General features: G+C 68.1%; 17 protein-coding genes. 8 read left to right on the top strand and 9 right to left on the bottom strand.

Annotated features, from left to right (window positions below; all coding sequences use genetic code 11):
* The first annotated feature begins 677 nt into the window (after nt 1–677).
* Nucleotides 678–920, top strand: a complete 243-nt coding sequence (locus AB0P21_RS28125) for a hypothetical protein (protein WP_363700221.1) — start codon at nt 678–680, stop codon at nt 918–920.
* Nucleotides 921–1003: 83 nt separating this feature from the next.
* Here AB0P21_RS28125 and AB0P21_RS28120 read toward each other — a convergent pair whose 3' ends face one another.
* The 5 genes from AB0P21_RS28120 to AB0P21_RS28100 all read right to left on the bottom strand — a co-directional run bounded on the left by AB0P21_RS28120 (nt 1004) and on the right by AB0P21_RS28100 (nt 7904).
* Entirely contained in the window at nt 1004–1657 is a 654-nt protein-coding gene (locus tag AB0P21_RS28120) for a hypothetical protein (protein WP_363700220.1), read from the bottom strand.
* A gap of 547 nt (nt 1658–2204) precedes the next feature.
* On the bottom strand, nt 2205–5444 hold the full coding sequence (locus AB0P21_RS28115) for a chromosome segregation ATPase (RefSeq protein WP_363700219.1): 3240 nt from the start codon (nt 5442–5444) through the stop codon (nt 2205–2207).
* Entirely contained in the window at nt 5441–6094 is a 654-nt protein-coding gene (locus AB0P21_RS28110) for a hypothetical protein (protein ID WP_363700218.1), read from the bottom strand. The genes AB0P21_RS28115 and AB0P21_RS28110 overlap by 4 nt, the downstream gene beginning before the upstream one ends.
* Nucleotides 6091–6717, bottom strand: coding sequence for a hypothetical protein (locus AB0P21_RS28105; RefSeq protein WP_363700217.1), 627 nt, complete (start codon nt 6715–6717; stop codon nt 6091–6093). Before AB0P21_RS28105 ends, AB0P21_RS28110 begins: the two co-directional genes overlap by 4 nt.
* Nucleotides 6714–7904: a hypothetical protein gene (locus AB0P21_RS28100; protein ID WP_363700216.1), complete on the bottom strand. Its 1191-nt coding sequence runs from the start codon at nt 7902–7904 to the stop codon at nt 6714–6716. The genes AB0P21_RS28105 and AB0P21_RS28100 overlap by 4 nt, the downstream gene beginning before the upstream one ends.
* A gap of 243 nt (nt 7905–8147) precedes the next feature.
* On the opposite strand from AB0P21_RS28100, the gene AB0P21_RS28095 reads away from it, so the two are divergent.
* Entirely contained in the window at nt 8148–8951 is an 804-nt protein-coding gene (locus AB0P21_RS28095) for a TrmH family RNA methyltransferase (RefSeq protein ID WP_363700215.1), read from the top strand.
* On the opposite strand, the gene AB0P21_RS28090 is transcribed toward AB0P21_RS28095, so the two are convergent.
* Nucleotides 8901–9956, bottom strand: coding sequence for a LacI family DNA-binding transcriptional regulator (locus AB0P21_RS28090; RefSeq protein ID WP_363700214.1), 1056 nt, complete (start codon nt 9954–9956; stop codon nt 8901–8903). The two genes, AB0P21_RS28095 and AB0P21_RS28090, sit on opposite strands and share 51 nt — an antisense overlap.
* 151 nt (nt 9957–10107) lie before the next feature.
* Here AB0P21_RS28090 and AB0P21_RS28085 point away from each other — a divergent pair, with 151 nt between their 5' ends.
* From AB0P21_RS28085 to AB0P21_RS28060, 6 genes are all read left to right on the top strand, one after another.
* Nucleotides 10108–11709 (top strand): glycoside hydrolase family 13 protein, encoded by a 1602-nt coding sequence (locus AB0P21_RS28085; protein WP_363700213.1) that lies wholly within the window; start codon nt 10108–10110, stop codon nt 11707–11709.
* 11 nt (nt 11710–11720) lie between these two features.
* Nucleotides 11721–13085, top strand: coding sequence for an extracellular solute-binding protein (locus tag AB0P21_RS28080; protein WP_363700212.1), 1365 nt, complete (start codon nt 11721–11723; stop codon nt 13083–13085).
* A gap of 3 nt (nt 13086–13088) precedes the next feature.
* On the top strand, nt 13089–13973 hold the full coding sequence (locus tag AB0P21_RS28075) for a sugar ABC transporter permease (protein ID WP_363700211.1): 885 nt from the start codon (nt 13089–13091) through the stop codon (nt 13971–13973).
* Nucleotides 13970–14845 carry a carbohydrate ABC transporter permease gene (locus AB0P21_RS28070; RefSeq protein ID WP_363700210.1) on the top strand — a complete coding sequence of 292 codons (876 nt, stop codon included), beginning with the start codon at nt 13970–13972 and terminating at the stop codon, nt 14843–14845. The genes AB0P21_RS28075 and AB0P21_RS28070 overlap by 4 nt, the downstream gene beginning before the upstream one ends.
* An 80-nt stretch (nt 14846–14925) precedes the next feature.
* Entirely contained in the window at nt 14926–17802 is a 2877-nt protein-coding gene (locus AB0P21_RS28065; RefSeq protein ID WP_363700209.1) for a CBM35 domain-containing protein, read from the top strand.
* 105 nt (nt 17803–17907) lie between these two features.
* Complete coding sequence (locus AB0P21_RS28060; RefSeq protein WP_363700208.1) at nt 17908–18885, top strand: GDSL-type esterase/lipase family protein; 978 nt, start codon at nt 17908–17910, stop codon at nt 18883–18885.
* A gap of 46 nt (nt 18886–18931) precedes the next feature.
* On the opposite strand, the gene AB0P21_RS28055 is transcribed toward AB0P21_RS28060, so the two are convergent.
* The 3 genes from AB0P21_RS28055 to AB0P21_RS28045 form a co-directional block, all read right to left on the bottom strand.
* Nucleotides 18932–19894, bottom strand: a complete 963-nt coding sequence (locus AB0P21_RS28055) for a glycoside hydrolase family 6 protein (RefSeq protein ID WP_363700207.1) — start codon at nt 19892–19894, stop codon at nt 18932–18934.
* Nucleotides 19891–22173 carry a right-handed parallel beta-helix repeat-containing protein gene (locus AB0P21_RS28050; RefSeq protein WP_363700206.1) on the bottom strand — a complete coding sequence of 761 codons (2283 nt, stop codon included), beginning with the start codon at nt 22171–22173 and terminating at the stop codon, nt 19891–19893. Before AB0P21_RS28050 ends, AB0P21_RS28055 begins: the two co-directional genes overlap by 4 nt.
* A gap of 99 nt (nt 22174–22272) precedes the next feature.
* On the bottom strand, nt 22273–25200 hold the full coding sequence (locus tag AB0P21_RS28045; protein ID WP_363700205.1) for a BTAD domain-containing putative transcriptional regulator: 2928 nt from the start codon (nt 25198–25200) through the stop codon (nt 22273–22275).
* Between the last annotated feature and the right edge of the window lie 19 nt (nt 25201–25219).

Below are 25219 nucleotides of genomic sequence, written 5' to 3'. Positions count from 1 at the left end.
CGGTAGGTCGTGGGAGAGTAGGACGTCGCCGGACATTCACACTGTTAAGGGCCACCCCGCAAGGGGTGGCCCTTAATGTGTTTACCCCAGAAACAATTTAGTGGCTGAGGCGCCTGGTCAACGCGTCCGCAGCCTGCCGAGTCCGCCGCGCCAACATGAACCGCTCACCGGCCGGGATCGCATCAGTCCGGAACGTGATGTGGCAGGCGGGTAGGACATTGGCAGGAAAGGTGTATGCCGACGGCTCGCGAGCTGAAGGAATCCGTCGACTCGGACGGGGAGTTAACGAGTCTGTCGACCCGGGTGGGGAGTTGCCAGCAGCGCAGCTTGGTTGTCGACCTTGCGCTGGACGCTGGTGCTGAGCGGATCCACGCCGGCGGGGTGGGAGACGGACGTAGGAAGACAAACTTGGCTGGTCGGCGAGGTCGTCGAACTGGAGTCGGGGGGAGCGCGGTCGACGTGGCTTCTGGCGAGCGGCATTGTCGTCGGCTGCGGCTGCGGCTGCGTCCTAGTCGGCTTCGGCCTCATCCTGGTCAGCATTGTGATGGGCATCTAGCCAGCGCGACTTGCATCGCCGTGGTGTTGTCGCTGCCACGCCGTGGTGTTTCGCAGTTACTGCTGCTGCACGCACACGTCGGGCCGGTGTGGCCCTGCCATAACAGGCGGGTGTTGCCTTCTTGCCACAGCATGCCGGGAATGACCTGTTGCAGGTCGCGGATGTCGCTTTGCCACAGCTCGCGGACGTCGCTCGGCGCAGTGCGCTGCTGTCGCCTCTGCCCCAGGAGGTGGTGGAGTCTCTGCGCTTTCGCGAGCGAACGTACCTCGGCCTGGCAACTCGTGCCGTCGACCTGGGCCACGGCCATGCCGGCGGGGCCGAGGAGGCGTTCGCGAGCTGGATGTCGCACGACGCGGCCGGCTGACGTCGACACTTGGGCCCACCACTGGCCGGCGTAGACGTTTGGGCTTGCGGCTGGCTGGGAGGGGCGAGCGATCTCAGTGGGGGTTAGAGGTCTTCGGGGGAGATGCCTACCAGGGCGGCTGCGGCGCAGATGTGGATCGGGGTTAGGTCTGCGGGGGCTACGGGGGCCTGGAGGAGGGTGCCTCGTTCAAAGGGGGTTAGGGCGATGTCGATGCCGTGGGCGCCGGCGATCATGCCTCGGACGTAGGTGAGCCAGCCCATCATGGGGATGCCGCGGCGGAAGACGCCGGCGGCTGCGGCTAGTTCGGTGTCGGCGATGCTGGCCCATTCGGGTTCCCAGATCGTGACGACTGCGCGGAGTACCTGGGCGAAGCGTTCTGACTGGGTCAGGGCGTCTTCGTCGCTCCAGTGCAGGGTGAGTTGGTCGGAGACCGTGGTGAGGGTGCCGCCCATGGAGAGGTCGAAGAGCCAGGGGAGTTCGCCGGCGCTCTGTAGGTGGAGGCGGGTGGTGCTGGAACCGTTCGAGAGGACCTTGGTGGTTGCCTCGACCATTTCCTTGAGCGGGGCGGAGCCGTCTGCCTCGAGGACGTGGAATCCCCAGCGTTCGTCCTGGGTCCACAGGTGGACGTCAGGGAACGCGACGGCGACCGCGGTCAGGGTGCGGCCGACGCGGAGGGCCCGGTGTTCGACTGTCTCGTCGCGGTGGGCCCACTGGGCGCGTAGTAGCCAAGATGCCATCTCACGCCCTCCGATCAGCTGCCGGCTGGACCTGTCCAACGGACGGTACGCCGAACGGTGAGGGGTTGGCCAGAGCTCCGCCTACTCCGTGTAAACGACTGAGGAGGGCTGGGACGGACATCTGCAGACACCTCACCCTCCCAGTGTGAAGGACCCCTAGGTCAATCCCGACCACCGGGGTCGGTTTTCGGTAGCAATCCACCACAATCTCGTCTCCGACAGGCAGAACTTGGCGGGCTTCCAGCAGCTCGATGCCCGACCGCCCGGTGCGCGTCTGAGCCGGTGACCTCGTTGGAGGTCTGAGTTGCCTGGCCGTACCTCGGGAGCGGCGACCGTGCCGACCTTCCCGCGGGTGTTAGTCGGTGGGTGGTTCGGGGGTGGCAGTTGGTTCGGTGGTGGCGGGGGCTTGGGCCTTGGCGTCGGTGGTGGGCTGGTTGACCGCTTTAGTGGGCTTGCGACGAGTGGCTGACTTGGTGGTTTTTGTGGTGGAGCTGGCGGTGTCGGAGGCGGATGGAGCTGCCTCGGGTGTCGTGCTGGCGGTAGTCGCTTAAGCGGTTGAGGTCGGCCTGGGCGAGCCGGAGGGGGGAGCCGGGTCGAGCGGGGGCTCGGTGGTGGCGCGGGTGGGCGCGGTAGAGGTGAGCGCTGGCTCGCTCGGGTCGGGGGAGTCGAGGGTTGGTTCGGCTAGTTCGAGGGTGGGGCGGGGGCCTCGGTAGGAGTCGAGCCAGGTGCGGAGGAGTTCTACTCGGGCGGAGTACTCCTCGTTGCCCTTGACCACGGGGGCCTGGTTGTAGGCCATCGTGTCGGAGGAGCGGCGGAGCTTGACGTACAGGCGGGACGAGGACAGGGCGTAGCGTTCCATGTCGTCCTGGAGGGCGCCGATGACGGTGATGTTGCGGTCGCGGCCGATCTGTTCGAAGAGGGCTACTGCTTCGCGGCGGTGTTGGGAGCCGAGGTTGCGGCCCAACTCGTCGAGGATCAGGAGCAGGGGGCGGTCGGAGCCGCCGGCGAGGGCGGCGGCGCAGACCAGTTTGACGGCCTTTTCGTCCATCTGGGCGGTGTTGCCCTTGACGTTGAAGGCGGAGAACGGGCCGCCTTCTGAGCGGCGCCACTTCGGGGTGACCGTCCAGCGCCAGGGCTTGTCGGGCTCGGCGGGCGGGTCGGGCTCCGGGTACTCGAGTTTGGCGCCGTAGCCGCCGTACTGCTGGTCGAGGCGGTCGAATTCTGCCGAGACCAGGCGCAGCCGGGCCTTGATGCCGTCGGCCAGCGAGGAGCGGTGGGCGCGGGCGGTGCTTTCGGATTCGTCGAGGCCTTCGCGGGCGCGCTCGAGGGCGGCGTTGCGTTCGGCACGCTGGCTGGCGATCTGCTGTTGCTGGAGGCTGTCGAACGTCTCGTGCTGAGCGAGGTGGCTTGCGAGGGTCCGTTGCAGGGCGGGGACCAGCGAGACGCGGGCTCCCAGGGTGCCGTTCGACCAGCCATCGGCGCCGTTGAGGATCTCCCAGAGCTCGGAGGGGATTTCCTCGCGGGAGCGGGCGTTCGGGAAGCAGCGGCGTACGACGTCGTCGAGCTGGGTGCAGGCCTGGTGGTTCCAGTCGGCGGTGGTACGGCGCTGCGACGCGTCGTCCGGCATCGCGACCAGAAACTCGGACGCCTCGGCGGCGCTGCCACCCCAGGTGGTCGTCCTGGTGACCAGGTCGAGGTTGGTTTGCTCCTCAAGGAGTACGAGTCGGCGGCCGGCGAGCTCGTCGAGGATGCGGCCGTGGTCGCGGCGGGTGGCTTCGAGGTTTTTCAGACGCTCGTCGCGGACGAGTTGCTGCCCGGCTGCTGCTTCGGCGGATTCCTTCGCGGCCTGGAGAGCGGGGGCGAGGGTGTCGCGGTCGGTCTCGTGCTGGTCGTTCGCCTCGCGGAGCGCGAGGATCTGATCCTGCACATCCGCGGCGGTGCCCAGGGCGCGAGCGGCCGCAGTACGGCGCTCTGCCTGGTCGACCCGCGCGCGAGCTTGCTCAAGCGCCGACGAGGCGGCTGAGCGAGCGGCGACAGAGGAGTCGAGTCGGCGCCGGGCGGCCTCGATTCGAGCAGTACGACCGGTGATCGCCTCCTCGAACTGCCCAACGGCGACCACACCAGCGGGATCGTCGATGACCTCTTTGGCGGAGCGAGCGGCCAGCGCAGCGAAGAACCCATCGAGCTTAAAGCGCTTGTCCGCCGACGCAGGCCCACCCTTGAAGGCAGCAGTGCCAGGTCGGTTGGCCAGCACCAGGAGGAAGCCCGGATAGCCGGCATCGGTCAGCGCCGTGGTCGCGAGCGCGACATCGGCCGCGTCGACGACAACAGCCTCCCGGTACGGCGCGAGCCGCGGCTCCCACTCGGCACGGTCAGAGTTCGCGAGCTCAGTGATGTCGGTCAGCGCGCCACACTCGATGCCTGCCGTGGTCAGCACCTGTTGCTGCGGAGCGGAGACGGTCTGGCCGCTCTCGGCCTCGCGCAGGTCGGCAGTCGCCTGGTCGACCGCGGAACGCGCCGCGTGGTCCAGCCCGATGTGCTCCTCAAGCACAGCACGAGCCTCTGCTTGCTCCTCACCGGCAGCGGTGAGGTCGCGTCCATCGGCCGAACGCCCAGCATCGAGCAATCGCCGATGTTCCTGGCCGAGTCGCTCGAGCTGCTCGCGGACTGAACGCTGCGCAAGATCCAGCTCGCGATCGCGCGCATCGAGCTTGTCGCGCTCCTGCCGGGTCAGCTGGACGTCGCGCAGCAGGTTTTCCTCGCTGCCGAAGGCCTCGATCTCGGTGTCGACCGTGTCGCGCTTGGCCTCCTGCTCGGCCACCCGCTCGTCGAGAACACTCAACTCCTGCACGATCTCGCTGTTTCGCGCGTCGCCGTCGACCAGGTACCGCGCGCTGCGGGCGCGCCAGGACTCTCGAGCGGCAGTCAGCGCCTCGCGGGCCGCCGCGCGTTGCAGGATGCCCGCCTCGACGGTGGCCATCTCCTGCTCCCACCGCTGCAGGTCGGCCGCGGCTTGCTTGGTCGCCTCGCGTTGGGTGTGCTCGGCGGAGCGGTGAGCCTGCTCCTGCTCCAGCTCGTGGTCGAGCCCGGTGAGGGTGGCGATCGCGTTGAAGATGCGGGCCGGGCCGAGCTCGTTCAGTGGCTCGGCGAGGAGGTTGGCGGTCGGAGACGATCTGACCGAGGTGGACAGGAACGAGACGCAGCGCACCTGGCCGCCGTACAGGACGGACGACAACTTGTTGGCGTGGAAATCGGTGCGGCCGTTGGAGTGGGGGAGCGCGGCCCAGAGCGCGTCGGCACCGGCGGCCCGCTCGGACTCGGTGGTGCCGTAGGGGACGTGCAGGCCGCTCTTCCAGCGCAGATCCAGGTACGACGCTTTGCGGTTGATCCTGATCCAGACGGTGATCGCGGCCGCCTCGATCTCGGCCAGCTCGGTCAGGTCAGGATCGGAGAAGACGCCGACGATGTAGCCGCGGTCGACGTTCGACCAGGTGCCTTCCTGGCCGGCCGCCTCGGCGGTGAAGAGCAACTCGGCTGCACCGGGAGCGCCGCTGGTCAGCCGCCATTGGTCGTCGGCGTGCAGCAGGGACAGCGCGGCGATCCAGGAGGACTTGCCGGCGCCGTTCGAGTCGACCGGGCCCTGACCGGCGACGGTGACCAGACCCTGGCCGACCATCGGGATCGGGTGCGTCGACAGCCGGGACAGGTCGACGACCTGGACGCCGAGCAGCACCTTCGAGCCGAGGATGTCGAACGGTCCGTCCTCAGCCGGGGTGGGGGTGCTCATGCCGCTCCTTCTTCAGTGGAAATGCCTTTGCGAGCGCGGATGGCCTCCGCGATCGGGCTCGACGGCGCGGCCGCGAGGATCAGCTGATCCTGCAGCCGGCGGCGCGCGGCCGGGGTGAGGCGTTGCAGTTGCGGACCCGGGATGTAGCTCGGGCCGCCGGAGTGGTCGCCGGACAGCTGGATCAAGCCGGCGGCCCGGAGACGTTGGAGGGCCAGGCGGCGCTCTTCCGCGCTGATCTTGGTGGTGCGCAGTTCGTCGACGGTCGTCGGGCGAGCCGACTTCCAGCTGTCTCCGGTGAGGATGCCTTCGCTGCGCGGGATGGCGACCGAGTGGACCAGCACGAGGACGAGGACGGCGCGGTCGACGACCGAGAGCGGTTGCCAGCCTTGCGCCGTCAGGGTCGCGGCGATGTCGTCGGCATAACCAGCCGTCCAGTGAGTCCCGTCGACGTGGACGAGGGTGCGGCCGATCAGCTTCAGCATCTTCGAGACCTGGCGGCGCAGCGTGACATCGCGAAGACCGGCCAGTTGGACCTCGGCCACCGGGTGGGCGGCGTACTGAACAGCACTGAAAGCAGCCAGTACTTCGTCGCGCGTACGGTCGCTGAGGTCTTGGAGGATGGGGTCGAAGAGGGCGTGGTGGTCGTTCATTCGTCCTCCTCGGCGGTGGCTGAGGTCGGCAGGGGGTCTGCAGCGGGGGTGGGTGCCTGCGGCGGAGCCAGTACTGCGGGAGGCGGGTCCGGCAGGACTCGGCAGACTTCACGCAGGGCCACCAGTTGAGCCGGTCCCCAAGTGATGACCCGGGGGCCCAGACGGACCTCGCCGGCCTTCTCGTTCCAGAGGAGCCAGTTGGTGGCGTGGAGGCGGCGGAGGCTGCCGATGATCAGGGTCAGGTCGCTGGACTGCTCGGGGCGGCCGCGGAGGCCGGCGTAGACGGCTTTGACCTGGGCGAGGGTGCCGGTGACGCCGGGCCAGGCGGAGCCGCTGCGGTCGGGCCAGCAGCAGGCTACGCAGATGGAGAGGACTCGGGCTGTCTCGTTGGGCTGTTCTACAGCTACGGGAGGCATGCCGAGTTCTTCCAGGACGCTGTGGCCGGCGCCGGCGGGGAGGGTTGGCAGCATCCAGAGGGAGGTGCCGTCGGGCTCGGCCGCGCGAGTGAGGCCGGGGATCGCCGGGGTGTCCGGTGAGACCTGCAGGGGGCCGGCTGATTGAACCTTTGCCCACCACAAAGCGTTGTAGCCGCGGCCACTCTCGACCGTCTCCGACGTGCTCATCGCGTCACCCGCCGGAACGAGCCCTCGGTCGCCCACGGCGTCCCAGCGGCCGGATCGATCCGCATCCCGTCGCCCCACACCAACTCGTAGTCGAGCTCGTCATGCAGATGCGCCGCTGTCAGCTCAGCCAGCACCCGCCGAGCGGTGACCCAGTCGCCCGCATCATCAACCACATCCACGATGCTCACGCTGGACTGCCCGGCCAGGATCCGCTCAGCCTGCGCTCGCAGATCCTCGCGATCCGTCGCGGCCGCGGACTCCGGCGCGTCGGTCTCGGATGAAGGCCGCGGCGGCGCCATCCGTGCAGTACCGGTACGCCGCCCGGACTCGACCGCCTCCAGCATCCCTTCCGGCGAGAAGTCCGGCGCCGCCGCGTCGAACAGCAACCCGTCCAGAACTCCAGCCAGTACGTCGGTATCGCTGCTCCGCGTGAACGTCAGCCAAGTCTCGATCGGCAGCAACCCGAGCGCCCGCGTAGTCCCGGCTCGCTCGACCAGTCGCCCGGCGGCAAGCTGCACCGCGTCGGCATAAGCGGCCAGCGACATCCGCAGTTGCGTGCAGACCTGATGCAACCCGGGCCACCGCTCGAGCACGATGCGGTGCACCTTCTCGGCTTGCTCGATCAGCCGCTCGTTACCCCAGGCGAGCTGCGCGTTCTCCCGCAGTTGGGCCGTGGTGCTGGTCGAGACCAGGATGGACAGCTCGTTCCCCAGCAGCCGGAAGACCTTGGTCAACCGCTGGATCGACGCTTGCCCCTGCTCGGCGACCGCCTTGGGATCGCTCACGCTGTGTGCTTCAAGGGTGAGCAGCTGGTGCAGCTCGGCCTGGCCGCCCTGCACCGACATCCGCTTGAGGAACATCAACATCACGTACGGCGCGAACGCCGCCCGGTGGCGCAGCTCGTTGGGCCGATCCACCAGCTTGGTGATCGCGCCGTACTGCCGCAGTACCTCGAAGCGGCGCACGATCACGTCGTGCGGATAGCCCCGGCAGGCGAGCGTGGCCTGCTCGACGGTCAACCCGTCGCTGCCCGCCTCGGCGAACGCGTCCAGGATCGCCTGGTCCGCATCCAGCAGCTCAGGATCGACGATCATCGCGCCGGCCTCACGGGCGAGCACGGCGAAGACCTGCCGGTAGACGCGCAGGACGGCCGCTTCGGCCTCCGCGTCCAGCAATGTCGCGTCCATCGTGATCTCCTCCCGTGCCCGGCCGCCCCCGAAGACAGCCAGATGAGCGACTTTATCGACGGCGACCGCCAATCAAAAACCGAGTGACGGCACGGCTGTGGATATCTACCATCCAAAGCATGATGAGACTGCTCGGCTAGCGCGTCCCCACGCCCTAGCCGACCCCAGCGAACCGAACCCGGCGCAGACCCCAGAGGGTGGTCCCCGGGGCGGTGAGCTGTTCTCATTCACCGGAGTCACCTCATGACACCGTCAGCTCTCGACGCCTTGTCGATCGGCGCGCAGCACCCGCGCGGCCGTGCCCTGCTCGCCGTCCGCAAGGACTCCGTCCCCGGCCGGATCCTGGTCGAGGGCAGCTGGGAGCACAACCAGCTGCTCACTACCGCGACCCCGATCGACACCTTCTATTACTGTCCAGAAGCCTGCGTGCAACCCGACGAGGCGGCCAGGATCGCCGCTCGGGCGCAGGAAGTCTTCCGGATCTCACCGAAGCTGCTCGCCCGAGTCAGCCGCAAGAGCAGGTCCGACGGCCTGATCTCCATCGCCCGGCTCCCGACCTGGCGACCGAATCAGCTGCACCTCGACGACGATGCGCTCATCTTGGTCGCCGACGGTGTCGAGTACGCCGGCAACCTCGGCACCCTAATCCGCACGGTCGACGCAGCCAGCGCCGACTGCCTCGTCCTCACCAGCCGCCGGGCCAAGCTCACCAACCCCGCTGTGTACGCCGCCAGCCGCGGCATGGTCCTGACCACGCCGGTCATCGAATTCGACGACATCGCAGCGGCTGCCCAATGGCTCAGGAAACACCAGTTCGAGGTCCACCTGGCCGACCCCGCCGCAACGGGCAGCTACAAAACTCCGCAGTACAGCGGACGAACAGCCTTCGTCGTCGGCTCAGAAGGCGCAGGACTGCACCAGCAGTGGCACCAGCAGGGCTTCGGCAAAGTCTCGATCCCGATGCTCGGCCAGGCCGATTCACTCAACGTCGCGTTGTCAGCGGGCATCCTGCTCTTCGAGGCTCGCGCCCGCAAGGAGGGGTGGTGACCCCGTTGACCCACGCTCGATCAGCCGGACGTCCAACGTGATCGGGGCAGCGGGGTGCTCCTTGCCCTCCACTGTCCCCAGCAGCAGCTGTACTGCGATCGCCGCCTTCCGCGGAATGTCCTGCGCGATCGTGGTCAGCTTCGGCGTCACGTAAGCACTCAGATCAAGGTCATCGAAGCCAAGCACCGACACATCACCAGGCACCGAGTAACCGCTCTCCCCAAGCCCTTCCATGATCCCGATCGCCAAGATGTCAGCGGTCGCGAACACAGCCGTCGCAGCAGGGAACTCCTCCTTCAGCCGCCGCCCGAGTTCGCGACCGCTGGCATGTGTCGTGTTGGCAGTGACCAACCGCTCCTGCCACACCAACCCGGCCTCGGCAAACGCTGCCTGAAACCCGGAGAACCGCTCGTGCACCACGCCCACGTCGGAGAACGAAGGCCCCGCGAACACGATCTCCCGATGCCCCAGCTCCAGCAGATGCCGAGCAGCCAGCAGCGCACCGGTGTGATCGTCGGACCGTACTCCGGTGGTCAGCGGATTCGCCGAGTAGCTGTCGATCGCCAGCAACGACACCTTGCCGACCGTCCGCGGTGTGAGCCGGTCGATCTCCTCGTCCAGGAACCCGAGCAGCACCGCGCCGTCCAGGCTCCACGACTGCAACGCCTCCGCGACCTCGGCCGGCTCGGCGATCCCGCGCAGCAGCAGGTGGTAGCCGCCCTTGCGTAACTCCCGCTCGATCTGCCCGACGATCGCCACGTTGTGCGGGCTGATCATCAGGCTGTCCTCGTCGGCGGCCGGCACCAGCAGCCCGATCAGCCGCGACGACTTCGCCGCCAGGCTCCGGGCCGACGCGCTCGGCACGTAGCCACGCTCGGCGACGATCCGCTGGATCCGGTCGATGGTGTCCTTCGACACCCGGGCGCGCTTGCCGTTCACCACGTTGGAGACCGTCATCATGCTGACCCCGGCCTCGTCGGCGATGTCCTTCAGCGTGACCCGCACCAGCGGCTCCTCTCGATCGTCGCGGCCAGGATACGAGTGCGACTCGCCCATTGACACCTGCCCAGGACCGGCCTTACGGTCCCACCAAGGTGGAGCGCTAAACCTACCACGATCGATCGGAGTTCGGGTGAGCCAAGAGGTGAGCACAGCGGTGACCACAGAGGTGAGCACAGACCAGTGGTGGCGGGACGCGACGATCTACCAGATCTACCCGCGCAGCTTCGCCGACGGCAACGGTGACGGCACCGGCGACCTGGCCGGCGTCCGGTCGAGACTGCCCTACCTGAGCAGCCTCGGCATCGACGCCATTTGGTTCACCCCGTGGTACCTGTCCCCGCTCGCCGACGGCGGGTACGACGTCGCCGACTACCGCACGATCGACCCGGCCTTCGGCACCGTCGAGGAGGCCGAGCAGTTGATCGAAGAAGCCTCCAAGCTCGGTATCCGCACCATCATCGACGTCGTCCCCAACCACATCTCCAGCGAGCACGAGTGGTTCAAAGCAGCGCTGGAGGACGGCCCCGGCTCACCGGCCAGGGAGCGCTTCTGGTTCCGCGGCGGCGAGGAACTGCCGACCGACTGGGTCTCCAGCTTCTCCGGCGACACCTGGACCAGGACCAAGAACCCCGACGGTACGCCGGGGGAGTGGTACCTGCACCTGTTCACCCCCGAGCAGCCCGACCTCAACTGGAACCACCCCGACGTCCGCCGCGAACACGAGGAGATCCTCAGGTTCTGGTTCGACCGGGGCGTCGCCGGGATCCGGATCGACTCGGCCACCATGCCGGTCAAGGACCCCAGCTTCCCGCAGTACGGCGAGACCGACGAGCACCCGTACGTCGACCGCGACGAGTTGCACGACATCTACCGATCCTGGCGCGCAGTCGCCGACTCGTACGCCGACCCCCGGGTGCTGGTCGGCGAGATCTGGCTGGCCGACCCCGAGCGGTTCGCCCGCTACCTGCGGCCGGACGAGATGCACACCGCGTTCAACTTCGACCTGATGGGCCGGCCGTGGAAAGCGGCCGAGCTGCGCGAGTCGATCACCTCGACGCTGGCCGCGCATGCTCCGGTCGACGCCCCGGCGACCTGGGTGCTCTCCAATCACGACGTGACGAGACCGGCCACGAGATATGGCCGCGAGGACAGCTCGTTCTCGTTCCAGGACAAGCGGTTCGGCGTACCGACCGATCTGGCCAAGGCGCAGCGGCGCGCACGGGCCGCGGCGCTGCTGACCGCGGCGCTGCCCGGCTCGCTCTATGTCTACCAAGGCGATGAGCTCGGCCTGCCCGAGGTCGAGGATCTGCCGCTCGCCGCGCTGCAGGACCCGATCTTCCACCGCTCCGAAGGCGCCGACCCCGGCCGCGACGGCTGCCGCGTACCGTTGCCCTGGACAACTACCGGTCCGAGCTTCGGCTTCAACACCCAAGGCTTCACCCCCTGGCTGCCGCAGCCCGCGGACTGGGGCTCGCACTCGGTCGAGGTGCAGGAGCGCGATCCCGGCTCGATGCTCAACCTCTACCGCGCGGCGCTGGCCGGCCGCCGTGACCTCAGCACAGAACACTTTGCCTGGCACGAACTCAACACCGCCGACGTCATCGCCTTCAGCCGGGGAGACAACTTCCTCTGCGTGGTCAACCTGGGCGACGACCCGATAGCACTCCCGCCGTACGGCGAAGTCCTGCTCGCCAGCGCCGCCCTGGCCGGCGATCGCCTCCCCACCGACGCAGCCGCCTGGCTGACCACGAAGTAGGAGAACCACCCATGAAACTCACTCCCATCGCCCTGGTGGTCGCCCTGGCGGCGAGCCTCACCGCCTGTTCGGGGTCGGACGACGCCACCAGCCAGCCGAGTCCCGGCGGCCCGGTCTCGATCAAGGTCGCCCGCGACCCCGGCCTGGACAAGGGCGCGATCGCCGCCTTCGACGCCCGGGTCGCGCAGTTCGAGAAGGACAACCCGACCATCGACGTCGTCCCGCAGGAGTACAACTGGACGGCGACCACCTTCACCGCGCAGCTTGCTGGTGGCACGCTGCCCGATGTCTTCACCGTCCCGTTCACCGACGGCCGTGGCCTGATCGAGCGCAAGCAGATCGCCGACCTGAGCGGCCTGATCGCCGGGCTGCCGTACGCGAACAAGTTCAGCGAGAAGGTCGCCCAGGCGGGCAAGGCCGAGGACGGCAAGATGTGGGCCGTCCCGATCGCGGCGTACGGGCAGGCGCTGCACTACAACCGGTCCCTGTTCAAGCAGGCCGGGCTGGACCCCGACAAGCCGCCGACGACCTGGGACGAGATCCGCTCGAGTGCCAAGCAGATCGCCGAGAAGACCGGCAAGGCCGGGTACGCCGAACTGACCACCGACAACACCGGCGGCTGGATCCTGACCACGCTGAACTACGCCTTCGGCGGCCGGACCGAGAAGATCGAGGGCGACACCGCCACGGCACAGCTGGACACCCCCGAGATGACCTCGGTACTGCAGCTCCTGAAGGACATGCGCTGGTCCGACAACAGCATGGGCGCCAACTTCCTCTATGACTGGGGCGGTATCAACCAGGCCTTCGCCTCTGGCCAGATCGGCATGTACGTCTCCGGTGGTGGCAACTACGGCTCCCTGGTCACGCAGAACGCGCTCAAGCCGGCCGACTACGGCGTAGCGACCATTCCGCTCGCCGAAGGCGGCGAGGCCGGAGTACTGGGTGGTGGCACGCTGGCGACGGTCAGTGCCAAGTCCAACGACGCTGTGAAGGCCGCCTCCGTCAAGTGGATCGACTTCTTCTACATGCGGAAGCTGGCCGACAAGGACGCGGCAGTACTCGATGCGAAGACCACTGCTGCCTCCAAGCAGCCAGTGGGCGCCCCGCAGTTGCCGGTGTTCGACAAGGCGACGTACGACGAGTCGCTGGGCTGGGTGAAGGAGTACGTCAACGTCCCGCTGGAGCAGATGAAGCCCTACACGGACAAGATGTTCGACCAGCCGCTGGTCACCGAGCCGGTCCGGAAGACCCAGGAGGTCTACAAGCTGCTCGACCCGGTCGTGCAGGCGGTGCTCACCAACAAGAACGCGGACATCGCGGATCTGCTGAAGAAGGCCGACGCCGAGGCGCAGGCACTTCTCGACCGGAAGTAGCCGATGAGAAGGGTTAAGGGCAGCAGCCTCAGTACGCTGGTCTTCCTGCTGCCGCTGCTCCTGGTCTTCGGTGTCTTCTCCTGGATCCCCATCCTGCGCGCTGTGGTGATGAGCTTCCAGGAGACCAACCTGGTCACTCCGGCGACCTTCGTCGGCCTGCAGAACTTCAAGGACGTGCTGGCCGACCCCCTGCTCTGGACAGCGGTCAAGAACACCTTGTATTTCGCCTTCCTGGCGTTGCTGTTCGGCTACCCGGTACCGCTCGTCGCAGCCGTCCTGATGAGCGAGGTACGCCGCTTCAAAGGTCTCTACAGCGCACTGGCCTACCTGCCGGTGGTGATCCCACCGGTAGTGGCAGTGCTGCTGTGGAAGTTCTTCTACGACGCCGGCCCGAACGGTGTCTTCAACACGATCCTCGGCTCGGTAGGGCTCGGCCCGGTGTCCTGGTTGCAGGACGCGGGCAGTGCGATGCCGGCCTTGGTGCTGGAGGCGACCTGGGCCGCGGCCGGCGGCACGGTCATCATCTACCTGGCTGCTCTGACCGGAGTCGCCACTGATCTCTACGAAGCTGCCGAGATCGACCGGGCGTCGATCTGGCGCAAGATCTGGCACGTGACGCTGCCGCAGCTCCGAGGCGTCCTGTTGATCACCTTCATCCTGCAGATCGTCGGAACGTCCCAGGTCTTCCTGGAGCCGTTCCTGTTCACCGGCGGCGGCCCGGCGAACTCCACGATCACGATCCTGCTGCTCATCTACGACTACGCCTTCGCGAACAGCCTGGGCGGCGAGTACGGCGCCGCCACCGCGCTGAGCATCATGCTGGCCGTTGCCCTGGGCATCCTGTCCGCGATCTACTTCCGCCTGACCCGATCCTGGAGCCGCTCATGAGCAGGGGTGTGCTCTCGTCATCGGACTGGCGCCGGCCCGGCGTACGGCGTACTGCGCGGAGTCTGCACGTCGTCCTGCTGGGACTGCTGTTCCTGATCGGTCTCGGCCCGATGCTCTGGCTGGCCAAGGCCGCGATCACCCCGACCCAGGACACCCTGCGCGCGCCACTGGCGTTGTGGCCGAACGGGATGGACTGGGGCAACCTGGCCACCGCCTGGACCCGGGTGGAGATCGACAAGTACTTCTTCAACACCGTGGTGCTGGCGGCCGGCTCCTGGTTCGTCCAGTTGCTGGTGGCAACCACGGCCGGCTACGCGCTCTCCATCCTGCGACCCCGGTACCGCCAGGCGCTGACCGGGATCGTGCTGGCCACCTTGTTCGTGCCCTCGGTCGTGCTGCTCGTTCCGCTGTATCTCACGATCGTGGACCCGCCGCTGCTGAAAACGTCGCTGATCAACTCGTTCTGGGCGGTCTGGCTGCCGGCCGGCGCGAACGCGTTCAACATCCTGATCGTGCAGCGGTTCTTCGACAACCTGCCCCGGGAGATCTTCGAGGCCGCCCGGGTCGACGGCGCCGGACCGTTCCGGATGTTCTGGTCCGTCGTCCTCCCGATGTCGCGCCCGATCCTGGGCGTGGTCTCGGTGTTCGCGATCATCGCGGCCTGGAAGGACTTCCTCTGGCCGTTGCTGGTGCTCCCCGATCCCGATCTGCAACCCCTGTCCGTCCGTCTCCCGGCGCTACAGCGTTTCGTCGAACTCGATGTGTTCCTGGCGGCACTCGCGATCTCGACGGTGATACCCGTGGCGCTCTTCCTGGTCTTCCAGCGACTGTTCCTGAAGTCCAATGCTCTGAGTGGCGCAGTCAAAGGCTAGTTCCGCCCCCGCCCAGTAACACCTGAGAGAAGGGCTCCACAGTCATGCCCAAAAAGAGGTTAGCCACAGCATTCCTGGCCATGATCTTGGCCACCACCTTCCTGCGACCAGCGGACGCCGCTGGGTTCACAGCGACCGTGCAAGCGGAGAGCGCGACCTTGGCCGGTGGCGCGGTCGTCGCGACCGACCACACCGGCTTCACCGGCTCCGGCTTCGTCGGCGGCTTCACCGACGGCAACAAGGGAGCCGCAAGGGTCACTGCTGCGGTCAGCATCCCGACAGCCGCCAGCTACGACCTGTCGCTCAGGTACGCGAACGGCACCGGTTCTGCCAAGACGCTGTCGCTCTACCGGGCCGGTACGAAGGTCCAGCAGCTCACCCTGCCGCCGTCGGCCAACTGGGACAGCTGGTCCGACCTCCACACCACCCTGGCGCTCCCAGCCGGCTCCAACCAGCTCAGCTACCGCTTCGACTCAGCGGACTCCGGCAACGTCAACCTCGACAAGTTGACCGTCACCGACCTCCCTGGCGGCGGCCCGACGCCGGTCGGCGCCCTGGAGGCCGAAGACGCGACCAAGGCCGGGGGAGTGGTCGTCGCGACTGACCACCCGGGCTTCACCGGCACTGGATTCGTCGGCGGCTACACGGACGCCAATAAGGGCAATGCCTCAACGACCTTCTCCACAACTCTCACCAAGGCCGGGTCGAGCACAGCAACCTTGAGATACGCCAACGGCACAGGCGTCGCCATGACACTGTCCCTTTACGCCAACGGCACCAAGGTCAGGCAGATCAGCCTCCCCGCCACCGCCAACTGGGACACCTGGGGCACTGCGGCCGAAGCGGTCCCGGTCGTCGCAGGCGCCAACACCATCGCCTACAAATTCGACACCGCCGACTCCGGCAACGTGAACCTCGACAACCTCACCGTCGCCGCCCCCACCGACCCGCCGCCCGCAGGCGGAGGCGGAGCCGCACTGGAGGGCTCGTTCCTCTCCGGCGGCACCTCAATCGGTACGTCGATCGCCGGGTACGCCGGCACCGGGTACGTCACCGGCTTCACCGCTGTCGGCAGCCGCGCCATCCGCACGGTCAACCCGACCGCCGCAGGCAACGCAGCCACCACCCTCCGCTACAGCAACTCCAGCGGCAGCACCAAAACCCTGAGCGCCTACGCCAACGGTGTGAAGGTCGGCCAGGTCTCGTTGCCTTCAGCAAGTGGTTGGGGCACCGTCCAGCAGACCCTGCCGCTGCGCGCCGGACTCAACCTGATCGGCTACCAGTACGACAGCGGTGACAGCGGCAACGTCGCGCTCGACGACCTCGCGGTCACCGGCTCGACCGATCTCGCCGCCCGTGGCGCGACCGTGCCCTACACGGAGTACGAAGCAGAGAGCAGCAACACGAACGGCGTCGTGATCGGACCCGACCGCACCTACCGCACTGTTGCCTCCGAGTCGTCCGGGCGGCGCGCGGTACGGCTGGACAACGCCGGCAAGTACACCCAGTTCACGTTGACCAAGCCGGCCAACTCGATCGTCGTCCGCTACTCGATCCCCGACAATGCGGGCGGCACCGGGATCACCGCACCGCTCGGCGTCTACGCGGGCGGCTCGAAGGTCAAGGACCTGACGCTGACCTCGGCGTACAGCTGGGTCTACGGCAACTACCCGTTCCCGAACGACCCCGGTCTGGGCGGCGGACACCGCTTCTACGACGAGGTCCGCTCGACGCTGCCGTCGTACCCGGCGGGCACGGTGCTCAAGCTGCAGAACGACGGCTCCACGCCGATCACGATCGACCTGATCGACACCGAGGTGGTCGCACCGGCGTACACGGCCCCGGCCAACTCGGTCGACCTGACCGCGTACGGCGCCGTGTCGGGCTCTGGTGACGACACGACCGCGTTCAACTCGGCGGTCAGCGCGGCCAAGGCGGCCGGCAAGACCCTCTGGATCCCCAGCGGCACCTTCGACCTGAACGCCCGGGTCAACATCGACAACGTGACGATTCGCGGCGCGGGCATGTGGTACTCGACGATCCGCGGCAACGCCGGCCGCGGCGGCTTCTTCGCCAACGGCGGCGCCGTGCAACTCGCCGACTTCTACTTCGCCGGCGACGTGCGCTACCGCGACCCGGACGGCTCGGTCACCACCGACGCCGCCCTGGAAGGCAAGTTCGGCCCTGGCTCGCTGATCCACAACGTGTGGCTCGAGCACTCCAAGGTCGGCTTGTGGGCCAGCAGCGGCACCGACGGCCTGTACGTCGCCGGCGTCCGGATCCGCGACATGTTCGCCGACGGCCTCAACCTCAACACCTTCAGTGGCGACGGCAGCCCGGTCGTCAACAGCCGGGTCGACCAGAGCGTCTTCCGCAACACCGGTGACGACGCGATGGCGATGTGGTCGTTCACCAGCGCGGTCGCCAACTGCGCCTTCACCTTCAACACCGCGGCCCTGCCCGCGCTGGCCAACGGCGGCGCGATCTACGGCGGCAACGGCAACAAGATCGAGGACAACCTGTTCTCCGACACCGTCTACACCGCGGCCGGGATCACGATCAGCACCTGGCACTCGGCCCAGCCGTTCAGCGGTACGACGTCCGTCCAGCGCAACACGATCACCCGGGCCGGCGGTTTCAACACCGACTGGAACAGCAGCCAGGGCGGCCTGTGGATCTACGCCGAGGGCCGCGAGATCACCTCACCGGTACTGGTCAAGGACGTCGACATCATCGACAGCACCTACCAGGGCATCTCGATGAGCTGGCAGAAGAACGTCACCAACCTGACCTTCGACCACGTGAAGGTGCAGAACACCGGCACCTTCGGGATCGACATCCAGGTCGCGGGCTCGGCCACCTTCAACTACGTGACCGTCTCCGGCACCCCGTCCGGCGGTCTCAACAACGCCTTCGGCTTCACCCTCAACCGAGGTCCCGGCAACTCGGGCTTCTGACCCCACCCCCTCCAGCCTCCCGCGCCCCTGACCGGCGCGGGAGGCTGGCCCCTGTCCGGGTAAGGGAGAATGACAGAGGTAACCGGCAGAGCTAGGAGTAGAGCAGTGGCGTTTGTGGCGGGCGAAGTTGTCGCACCGGGAGATCCGCGGATCGTGCTGGAGGGGCAGTGGGGGCATCAGCCCGGGCTGGCGATCACGGTCAACTCCGGGTCGCGGATCTCGTTCACCTTCAACGGGACCGCGGTGCAGGCGCTCTTCGACGTCGCCGAACTCGAGGTGCCGCCTCATTTGTGGATCTCCGTCGACGAGGCCGAGCCCGAGCTGCATGTGGTCGAGCAGCCGGTGATCGAGCTGACCGCGGAGGAGGCCGGGCAGCACAAGGTCGAGATCGTGGTGAAGGACGTCAACGAGCACGTGAACCGGTGGGATCCGCCGTTCGGGTGCGCTGTCGTGTTCGCCGGGCTGGTGCTGAGCTCCGGCACGCTGCTGCGGCTGAGCGGCCGTCCGAGTGGGCCGCGACTGGAGTTCTACGGCGACTCGATCGTGCAGGGCGTTCGCGCGCTCAGCGACCATCCTGAGTCCGAAGGCGCCGACGGCAGCAAGTCGTTCGCGTATCTGACCACGCGAGCCCTGGGCGCAACGGCGTACCAGGTGGGGTTCGGGCGGCAGGGCGTCGTGCGGACCGGCAACGGCGACGTACCGGCCGGGGCCGAGTCGTTCGGCTGGAACTTCGCCGGCTCACCCGCCGAGCGGGTCGAGCAGCCTGACCTGGTGGTGGTCAACCTCGGCGTCAACGACGAGACGCTGAGCGCCGCGCAGTACGGCGAGTACCTCGCCAAGCTCCGGACCGCGTACCAGGGCACCGAGATCGTTGCCCTCAGCCCCTTCAACGGCAAGCACGCCGACCAGATCGAGGCGGCGGTCAAGGCGGCCGACGACCCGAAGATCCGGTACGTCGGGACCGACGGCTGGATCACCGAGGACGACTGCACCGACGCCGTGCACCCGAGTGCCGAAGGCCACGCCAAGATCGCCACCCGGCTGACCGAGGAGCTCAGCAGGTTGCTCCCCGGCCGCAGCTGACAGCCTCGTCACCCGGGGCGAGGCGCTCCGGGTGACGAGGACCTGATCAGTTGCCCGCGATCAGCCGCTTGGCGAGCACCGGCGAGAACGTCCCGGCCGGTACGCCGGTGCCGACCCCGCAATCGCCGTCGGAGTCGCCGGGGACCTTGAGCCACAGCAAGCTGTCGACCGTCCCCGAGATGTGCCGGCCGTCGCGAGAGGTGTCGCCCAGCTTGCGCCCGGCCGGGTTGCACCACTCGCCGTTCGACCCGTTGCCGTTGCGGCTGGTGTCGATCACGAACTGCGCCGGGCTGTTCAGCGCCGCCCGGATCGCGTTGCCCTTGGTGGCCGACTCGGCGGTCCGGTAGTAGTTCGAGGTGTTGAGCGCGAAGCCGCGGATCTTGCCGACCTCCACCAGCTTCAGCCGCCGAGCTATCTCGTCGGCGGCGATCCAGGTCGCGTTGCCGCCGTCCATGTACGCCCAGGTGTTCGGGTTCTTGGCCGCGAACTGGTTGACGGCGTACTTGAGCAGATCGAGCCGGGTCTGCTTCTCGGCCGCCGGGACGCAGTCGAGCTGGGCCAGCGCGTCCGGCTCGATGACGACGACGGCAGGTCGATTGCCGATGCCGTCGGCGAACTGGCTGATCCACGCGCGGTAGGCGGCCGGAGTACCGGCGCCGCCGCCGGAGTGACTGCCACAGTCGCGGCCCGGGATGTTGTAGGCGACCAGGATCGGCAGCTTGTCGGCGGTGTCCGCAGCAGTCGTGTACGCCGTGACTGCCTGCTTGATGTCGCCGCTCCAGTTGCCGAACCAGCGCCCACCGGCCTTCTCGGCGATGTTGGTCCGGATCGTCGCGGCATCCGGGCTGGACGGGTTGTTACGCACCCAGACCGCCGGGTTGGAGTTCGGATCCACATAGAACCCAGTTGTCATCGACACCGGATCACCAGCCGGTACTGCGTTCGCCGTGGTGCAGGCCGCAACGACGGCCAGGGCGGCAGCCGCGGCAACCCGGCCGGCGCGATTCACTGGCCGTTCCAGGTCGCCAGGACCCGGAGCTTGTTCCACGGGATGTGGGACAGCGCGCCGGTCGATCCGTCCAGGCCCACGTTCTTGAAGATGCCGCCGCTGCGCATGCCGTTGCCAGGCTTGGTCCAGGGCGCACGGTTCGGGTCGGTCAGGTCGTCACCGGCGACACCGATGCCGCTGATCGGGCCGGGGCCGCCACTGTCCAGCACGTAACCGCCGTACTTCTGCATCGCGACGCAGATCATCTTCTCGCCCGCGGTCGCGCCGCTGAGCCCGTTGCAGTCGACCGACGGATCGAGCTGGAGCCGGGCGCCCATCGGCACACAGGACGAGCCGCTGCTGTCACCGTCGGTCTTGCCGGCCGGCTTGCGGAAGCCGCTGTTGCAGCTCTTGGTCGAGGTGAAGTAGAGCGCGTGCTCGATCGCTCCGCTCTGGATCTCGCTGTTCAGGATGAACCCGACCCCGGCCTGCACCTCGGCCCCGGTGCCGACGCCTTCGGTCTTGGTCTCGGTGCCACCGCCACCCGCGGCCGGCCAGACACCGCCGCAGCTGCCCTTCCAGGTGCCGCTGGACTTGCTCGCGCCCCAGATGGACTTCACGGTCTTGTCGTCCTTGTTGTAGACGACGATCCACTCGTCACCCGGCGACGGGATCTCGCGGGCGGCGTAGTCAGGAATGTGGATCCCGGCCGCGCCGACCGAGCAACCCCAGTCCTCGCTGAACGTCGGGTGGTACAGCGGGTCGCTGTTGCTGGCGGTGTAGATGGTGATCTGCCACTCGGGGCCGTTCAGCCGGGGCGTGTTGCTGCCCATCGAGCTGACGATCGAGGCCGACTTCGAGTCGATCCGGGGGTTCGCGGGGATCTGCGAGCGGAAGTAGTTCACCGAACCGTCGGTGGCGGTGAACAGGTCGGCCGGGCCGGGCTGCCGCGGATCCCAGTTCCCACTCGGCGGCGGCGTCGTGGGCGGAGTGGTCGGCGGCGTCGTCGGGGGAGTGGTGGGCGGGGTGGTCGGAGGGGTGGTGGGCGGGGTGGTCGGCGGGACGCTGCTGCCCTTCTCGTACGCACCGATGTCGTAGCCGCCGCCCACCGGCCGGACACCCTTGTCCCGGTCGAACGCCGGAGCACCGGTCGCGCTGCCCGCATCGATCGCCGTCGAGCCGTCGGCCAGGTGGTAGTCGCCGCCGCTCCGGTTCACGAAGCCCGGGTCGGTGGTCAGGTTGTGGTCGTTCGAGAACGGCCCGCCGATCCCGGAGCTGTTGCCGGCGAAGATCGTGTTCCGGACGACGTTGCCCGACCCCGACACCTCGGAGGCGCCCACGATGCCCGGCTTCGGGTTGTCGGCGATCGTGTTGTTGATGATGCTGATCCCCGAGATGGTGCCGCTGCTCTCCTTCCAGAAGGAGATTCCGCCACCCGCGTTCTTAGACGACACGTTGTTGTAGATCTTGATGTTCTGCGCCTTGCGCGAGCTGGAGTAGTCCTCGACGGCGACGGCGATGCCGGCCTTCGAGCTCTCCTTCGCGCCGTAGGTGACGTTGTTGTAGACCTCGACTCCGCTGGAGGAGTCGACATAGATGTTCGGCCCGCGGTTGTCGTGCACCAGGTTGTCGTGGATCGACCCGGCCGCGTTGTCGTCGTACTTCGCGTCGATGCCTTCCTCGCCGTTGTCGTGCACGTGGCTGTTCTTCACCTCGAACCGGGTGGTGTTGTCGCCCATCGAGATCGCCTCGTGCGAGGCGCTGGTGCCCTTGTCGTTGTTGTGGTGGACGTCGCAGCCGTCGACGGTGATGTCGCTGCCACCGAGGATCACCAGACCCCCGTTGGACGACGAGGACACCTCGCAGCCGGCGAAGACGATGTTCTTCGCCTGGTAGCCGTAGACACCGTGGGTGGGGGAGCGGGTGATGGCGATTCCGGCGATCGTCACCCAGGAGACGCTGTCCAGGTTGAGCAGACCGTTGCCGGACTTCAGCGACTTGTTGCCGTCCAGTACGACGCGCGCGCCGGCCGCGGCCTGGTAGGTGACGGGCTGGCCGGACGAGCCGCTCTTGGGTTTGAGCGACTCGACGTACGTGCCGGCGCTGATCAGGATGGTGTCACCGGGCTGGGACGCGTTGGCCGCGGCCTGGATGGTCGAGTACTGGCCGCCGGACTTGGCCACGGTCAGGGTGCGTCCGGCGGGGGCCTGCTGGGCGGTGATCGCCGCCAGCGAGGGCTGGACGGAGACGGCTGCGAGGGCCGTCACCGCCGCGATGCCGATCAAGTGGTGTCGTCTCATGGGAATCCTCTGCGAAGGGCGAAGGGGCGCAGACGAGCCTGCTGGACGGCGATGAAATCTCGATGACAGACCGCTGGTGAGTCGTCACTCAGGGTGGAGCTAGGCAGTTCGACCCGTCGGAGTCGCGGTCAGCCGGTCCTGCAGCCGGGCGGCCAGGACCGGGTGTACTCCGTCGTCCACCTCGGCCAGGGCACGCAGCAAGTAGTCCCGGGCCTGACCGGGCTGCTGGGACTCGATGCACCTGGCCAGGCCGTTGAGGGCCTGGGCGATCCCCAACGGGTACTCGCGCTCCTCGCAGAGGCGTAGTACGTGCTGGAACTCTTCTGCGGCGTGTCCCTGGCGGCCGACGGACAGCAGGCTGCGGCCGAGGTGCAGGCGGGCGTCGACCTCGTCCAGGTAGGTGCAGTTGCCTACGGCGACTTCCAGGGCCTGCCGGTGAGTCTTGACCGCGTGGGCGTGCCAGCCGAGCTGCCGGTAGGCCTCGCCGAGGTGGAGGAGCGTGTAGCTGAGCGGGAAGTCCAGGGTGTGGGTGGCGGCCAGGTCCTGCGCTCTACGGGCTGCTTCGAGCGCCGCGTGGGTGTGGCCGGCGTCCAGGTGGCAGGCCGCGATGCCGTTCAGGAGCGTCGGTTCGAGCCGCTCGTCGCCCAGTGCCCGGGCGACGACCAGTGCCTGCTCGTAGTACTCGAGGGCGGTGGAGAAGTTCCACTGGCTCGCCTGCAGCGCCGCCAGGTAGCCGAGGGTGGAGACCGTAGCTCGCTGGTCGCCGGCGAGTTGGGCCAGCCGCAGCGACTCGCGGAGCAGGTCGGCCCAGTCCGAGTTGAGGTCGAGCGATCCGATCGAGTAGCCGAGCGAGCCGAGGATGTGGGACAGCAGTGCCGGGGACTCGTCGGTGACGAGCGCGGCCGCTTGCCGCAGGTCGCAGACACCCTTCGACGGTCCGCAGCGGAACTGGCCGATGTGACCGCGCAGATACAGCAGCCGGGCCTCGCCCTCGCGGTCGGCGGAGCGTTGCGCCGCCGCCAAGCCAGCAGTCAGTACTACGTCCACTTCGTCCTGCTCGTTGCGCTGGTGCAGGTACGGCGCGAGCGCGATCGTCAGAGGCACGGTCAACTCGTCCCGGCCCAGCCGCTCGGCAGTCTGGACAGCAGCAACCAGGTTGGCTCGCTCTGCATCGGCCCAGCTCAGATCGCGGCTCACGTCAGGCCCGGTCTGGTCGGTCACCTCGTCGTCAGGGAGCGGGTCGTGGTGGTGCGCCGCGGATCGGCGGGCAGTGCGGACGTAGTACTGGAGGAGGCTGGTGATCGCCTCGTCGGTGCCGTCGGCCGGCATCTGGGCGGAGTAGGCACGGAGCAGATCGTGGAACTCGAAGCGCCCCGGCCTCGGCTGCAGCAACAGACTCGCGTCCACCAGACCCTCGAGCACGTCCTCGGCGTCATCGGCAGAGATCCCGCACAGTGCTCCGGCGCCGTACTTGTCGATGTCCTTGCCCGGCATCAGGCTCAGCCGCCGGAACATCGCTTGATGATCAGCCGGCAGTTGCCCGTACGACACGGCGAAAGCCGGACCCACGCCGTCGGTCTCACCGCTGAGCTCGGTCAGCAAGCGGTCCCGCAGCCGCTGGTTCAAGTGGGCCACCGGCCAGGCAGGTCGATGCTTCAGCCGCGAACCGGCAATCCGCAGCGCCAACGGAAGCCGCGCGCACAGCTCGATCAACTCGGCGATGGCCTCGCGGTCCGTCACGCGCTCGGCGCCGACCAACTCGGTCAGCAGCGCGGTCGCTTCCTCCTCCGCGAGCAGACCGAGAGCCAGCCGGTACCGCGTGTCCAGGCCGGCCAACTGCCGACGACTCGTCACCAGCACCGCACAAGTCGGTGCCCCCGGCAACAATGGCGTGATCGACCGGCTGTCCGGCGCGTTGTCGAGCACGACCAGCAGCCGCAGCCCCGAGGTCTCCGACCGCCACAACGCCTGGCGTCCCTCGGGGTCGCACGGAATCTGCTCCGCCGGTACGCCGATGCCGCGCAGCAGGTGATCGATCGCGCGATCGACGCCCAGCGGCTCGCGGCCGGGCGTGTGGCCGTGCAGGTCCAGGAACAACAACCCATCCGGGTACTGCGCCGCAACGCGTCGACCGGCCCGCACGGCCAGCGCGGTCTTGCCGAGCCCGGCCATGCCGTCGATCGCCACCACTGCGGGCGCGCCCTGCTGGTCCGGCCGCAGCGCGGCGACCACGGCGTCGAGTTCCGTCGTACGCCCGATGAAGGTCGCGCCGCTGTAGGGCAGTTCGTCGCGGCCGGAGCCGATCTCGCCGGTATCGCGCAGCAGTTGCTGATGGATCGCCTGCAGCTCCTGACCAGGCTCGACCCCCAGCTCGTCCACCAGCGTCGTCCGGGTCCGGAGGTAGGTCTCCAGCGCCTCGGCCCGGCGGCCGCTGCGGAACAACGCCGTCATCAGCTGGGCCGCGAACCGCTCGTCGAGTGGCCGCTCCTCGACCAGCGCCGACAACTCCGGTACGACGTCCGCGAACCGTCCGTCGGCGATCTCCAGCCCGAGGCGGTCGCTGAGCACCTCGTCCCGGCGCTCGAGCAGCCGTCGGCGCTGGCCGGCCAGGTAGTTGCCCGGCAGCCCGCTCAGCGGCTCGCCGCGGAACAGGGCGAGCGCTTCGCGGTACCGGGCCGGGTCCTTGTCCTGCCGGGCCGCGGTGATGGCCGACTCGAACCGGTCCACGTCGAGGGTGCCGGGCGGCATCCGGAGTACATAGCCACCGGTGGTCCGCTCGAGGGTCACCTCGGGCGGGAGCGCCTGACGGATGCGATAGACGTAGGTCGGGATCACCCGCAGGCCGCTGGACGGCGGGTTCTCGTCCCAGACCAGGTCCAGCAGTTGCTCCGCGGACGACTCCCGGTTGGCGCGCAGGGCGAGCACCGCCAGCATCGCCTGCTGGCGGATCGGCCCGGAGTTCAACACGGTGCCGCCGTACCGGACAGTCAGCGGCCCGAGCAGATCGATGCTGAGCGCTTCGGCCATGTCCAGAGTCTCCTCCGGT

This window comes from Kribbella sp. NPDC056861, from assembly GCF_040687575.1.
GTDB lineage: Bacteria > Actinomycetota > Actinomycetes > Propionibacteriales > Kribbellaceae > Kribbella.
This window is presented reverse-complemented; position numbering and strand designations above follow the sequence as displayed.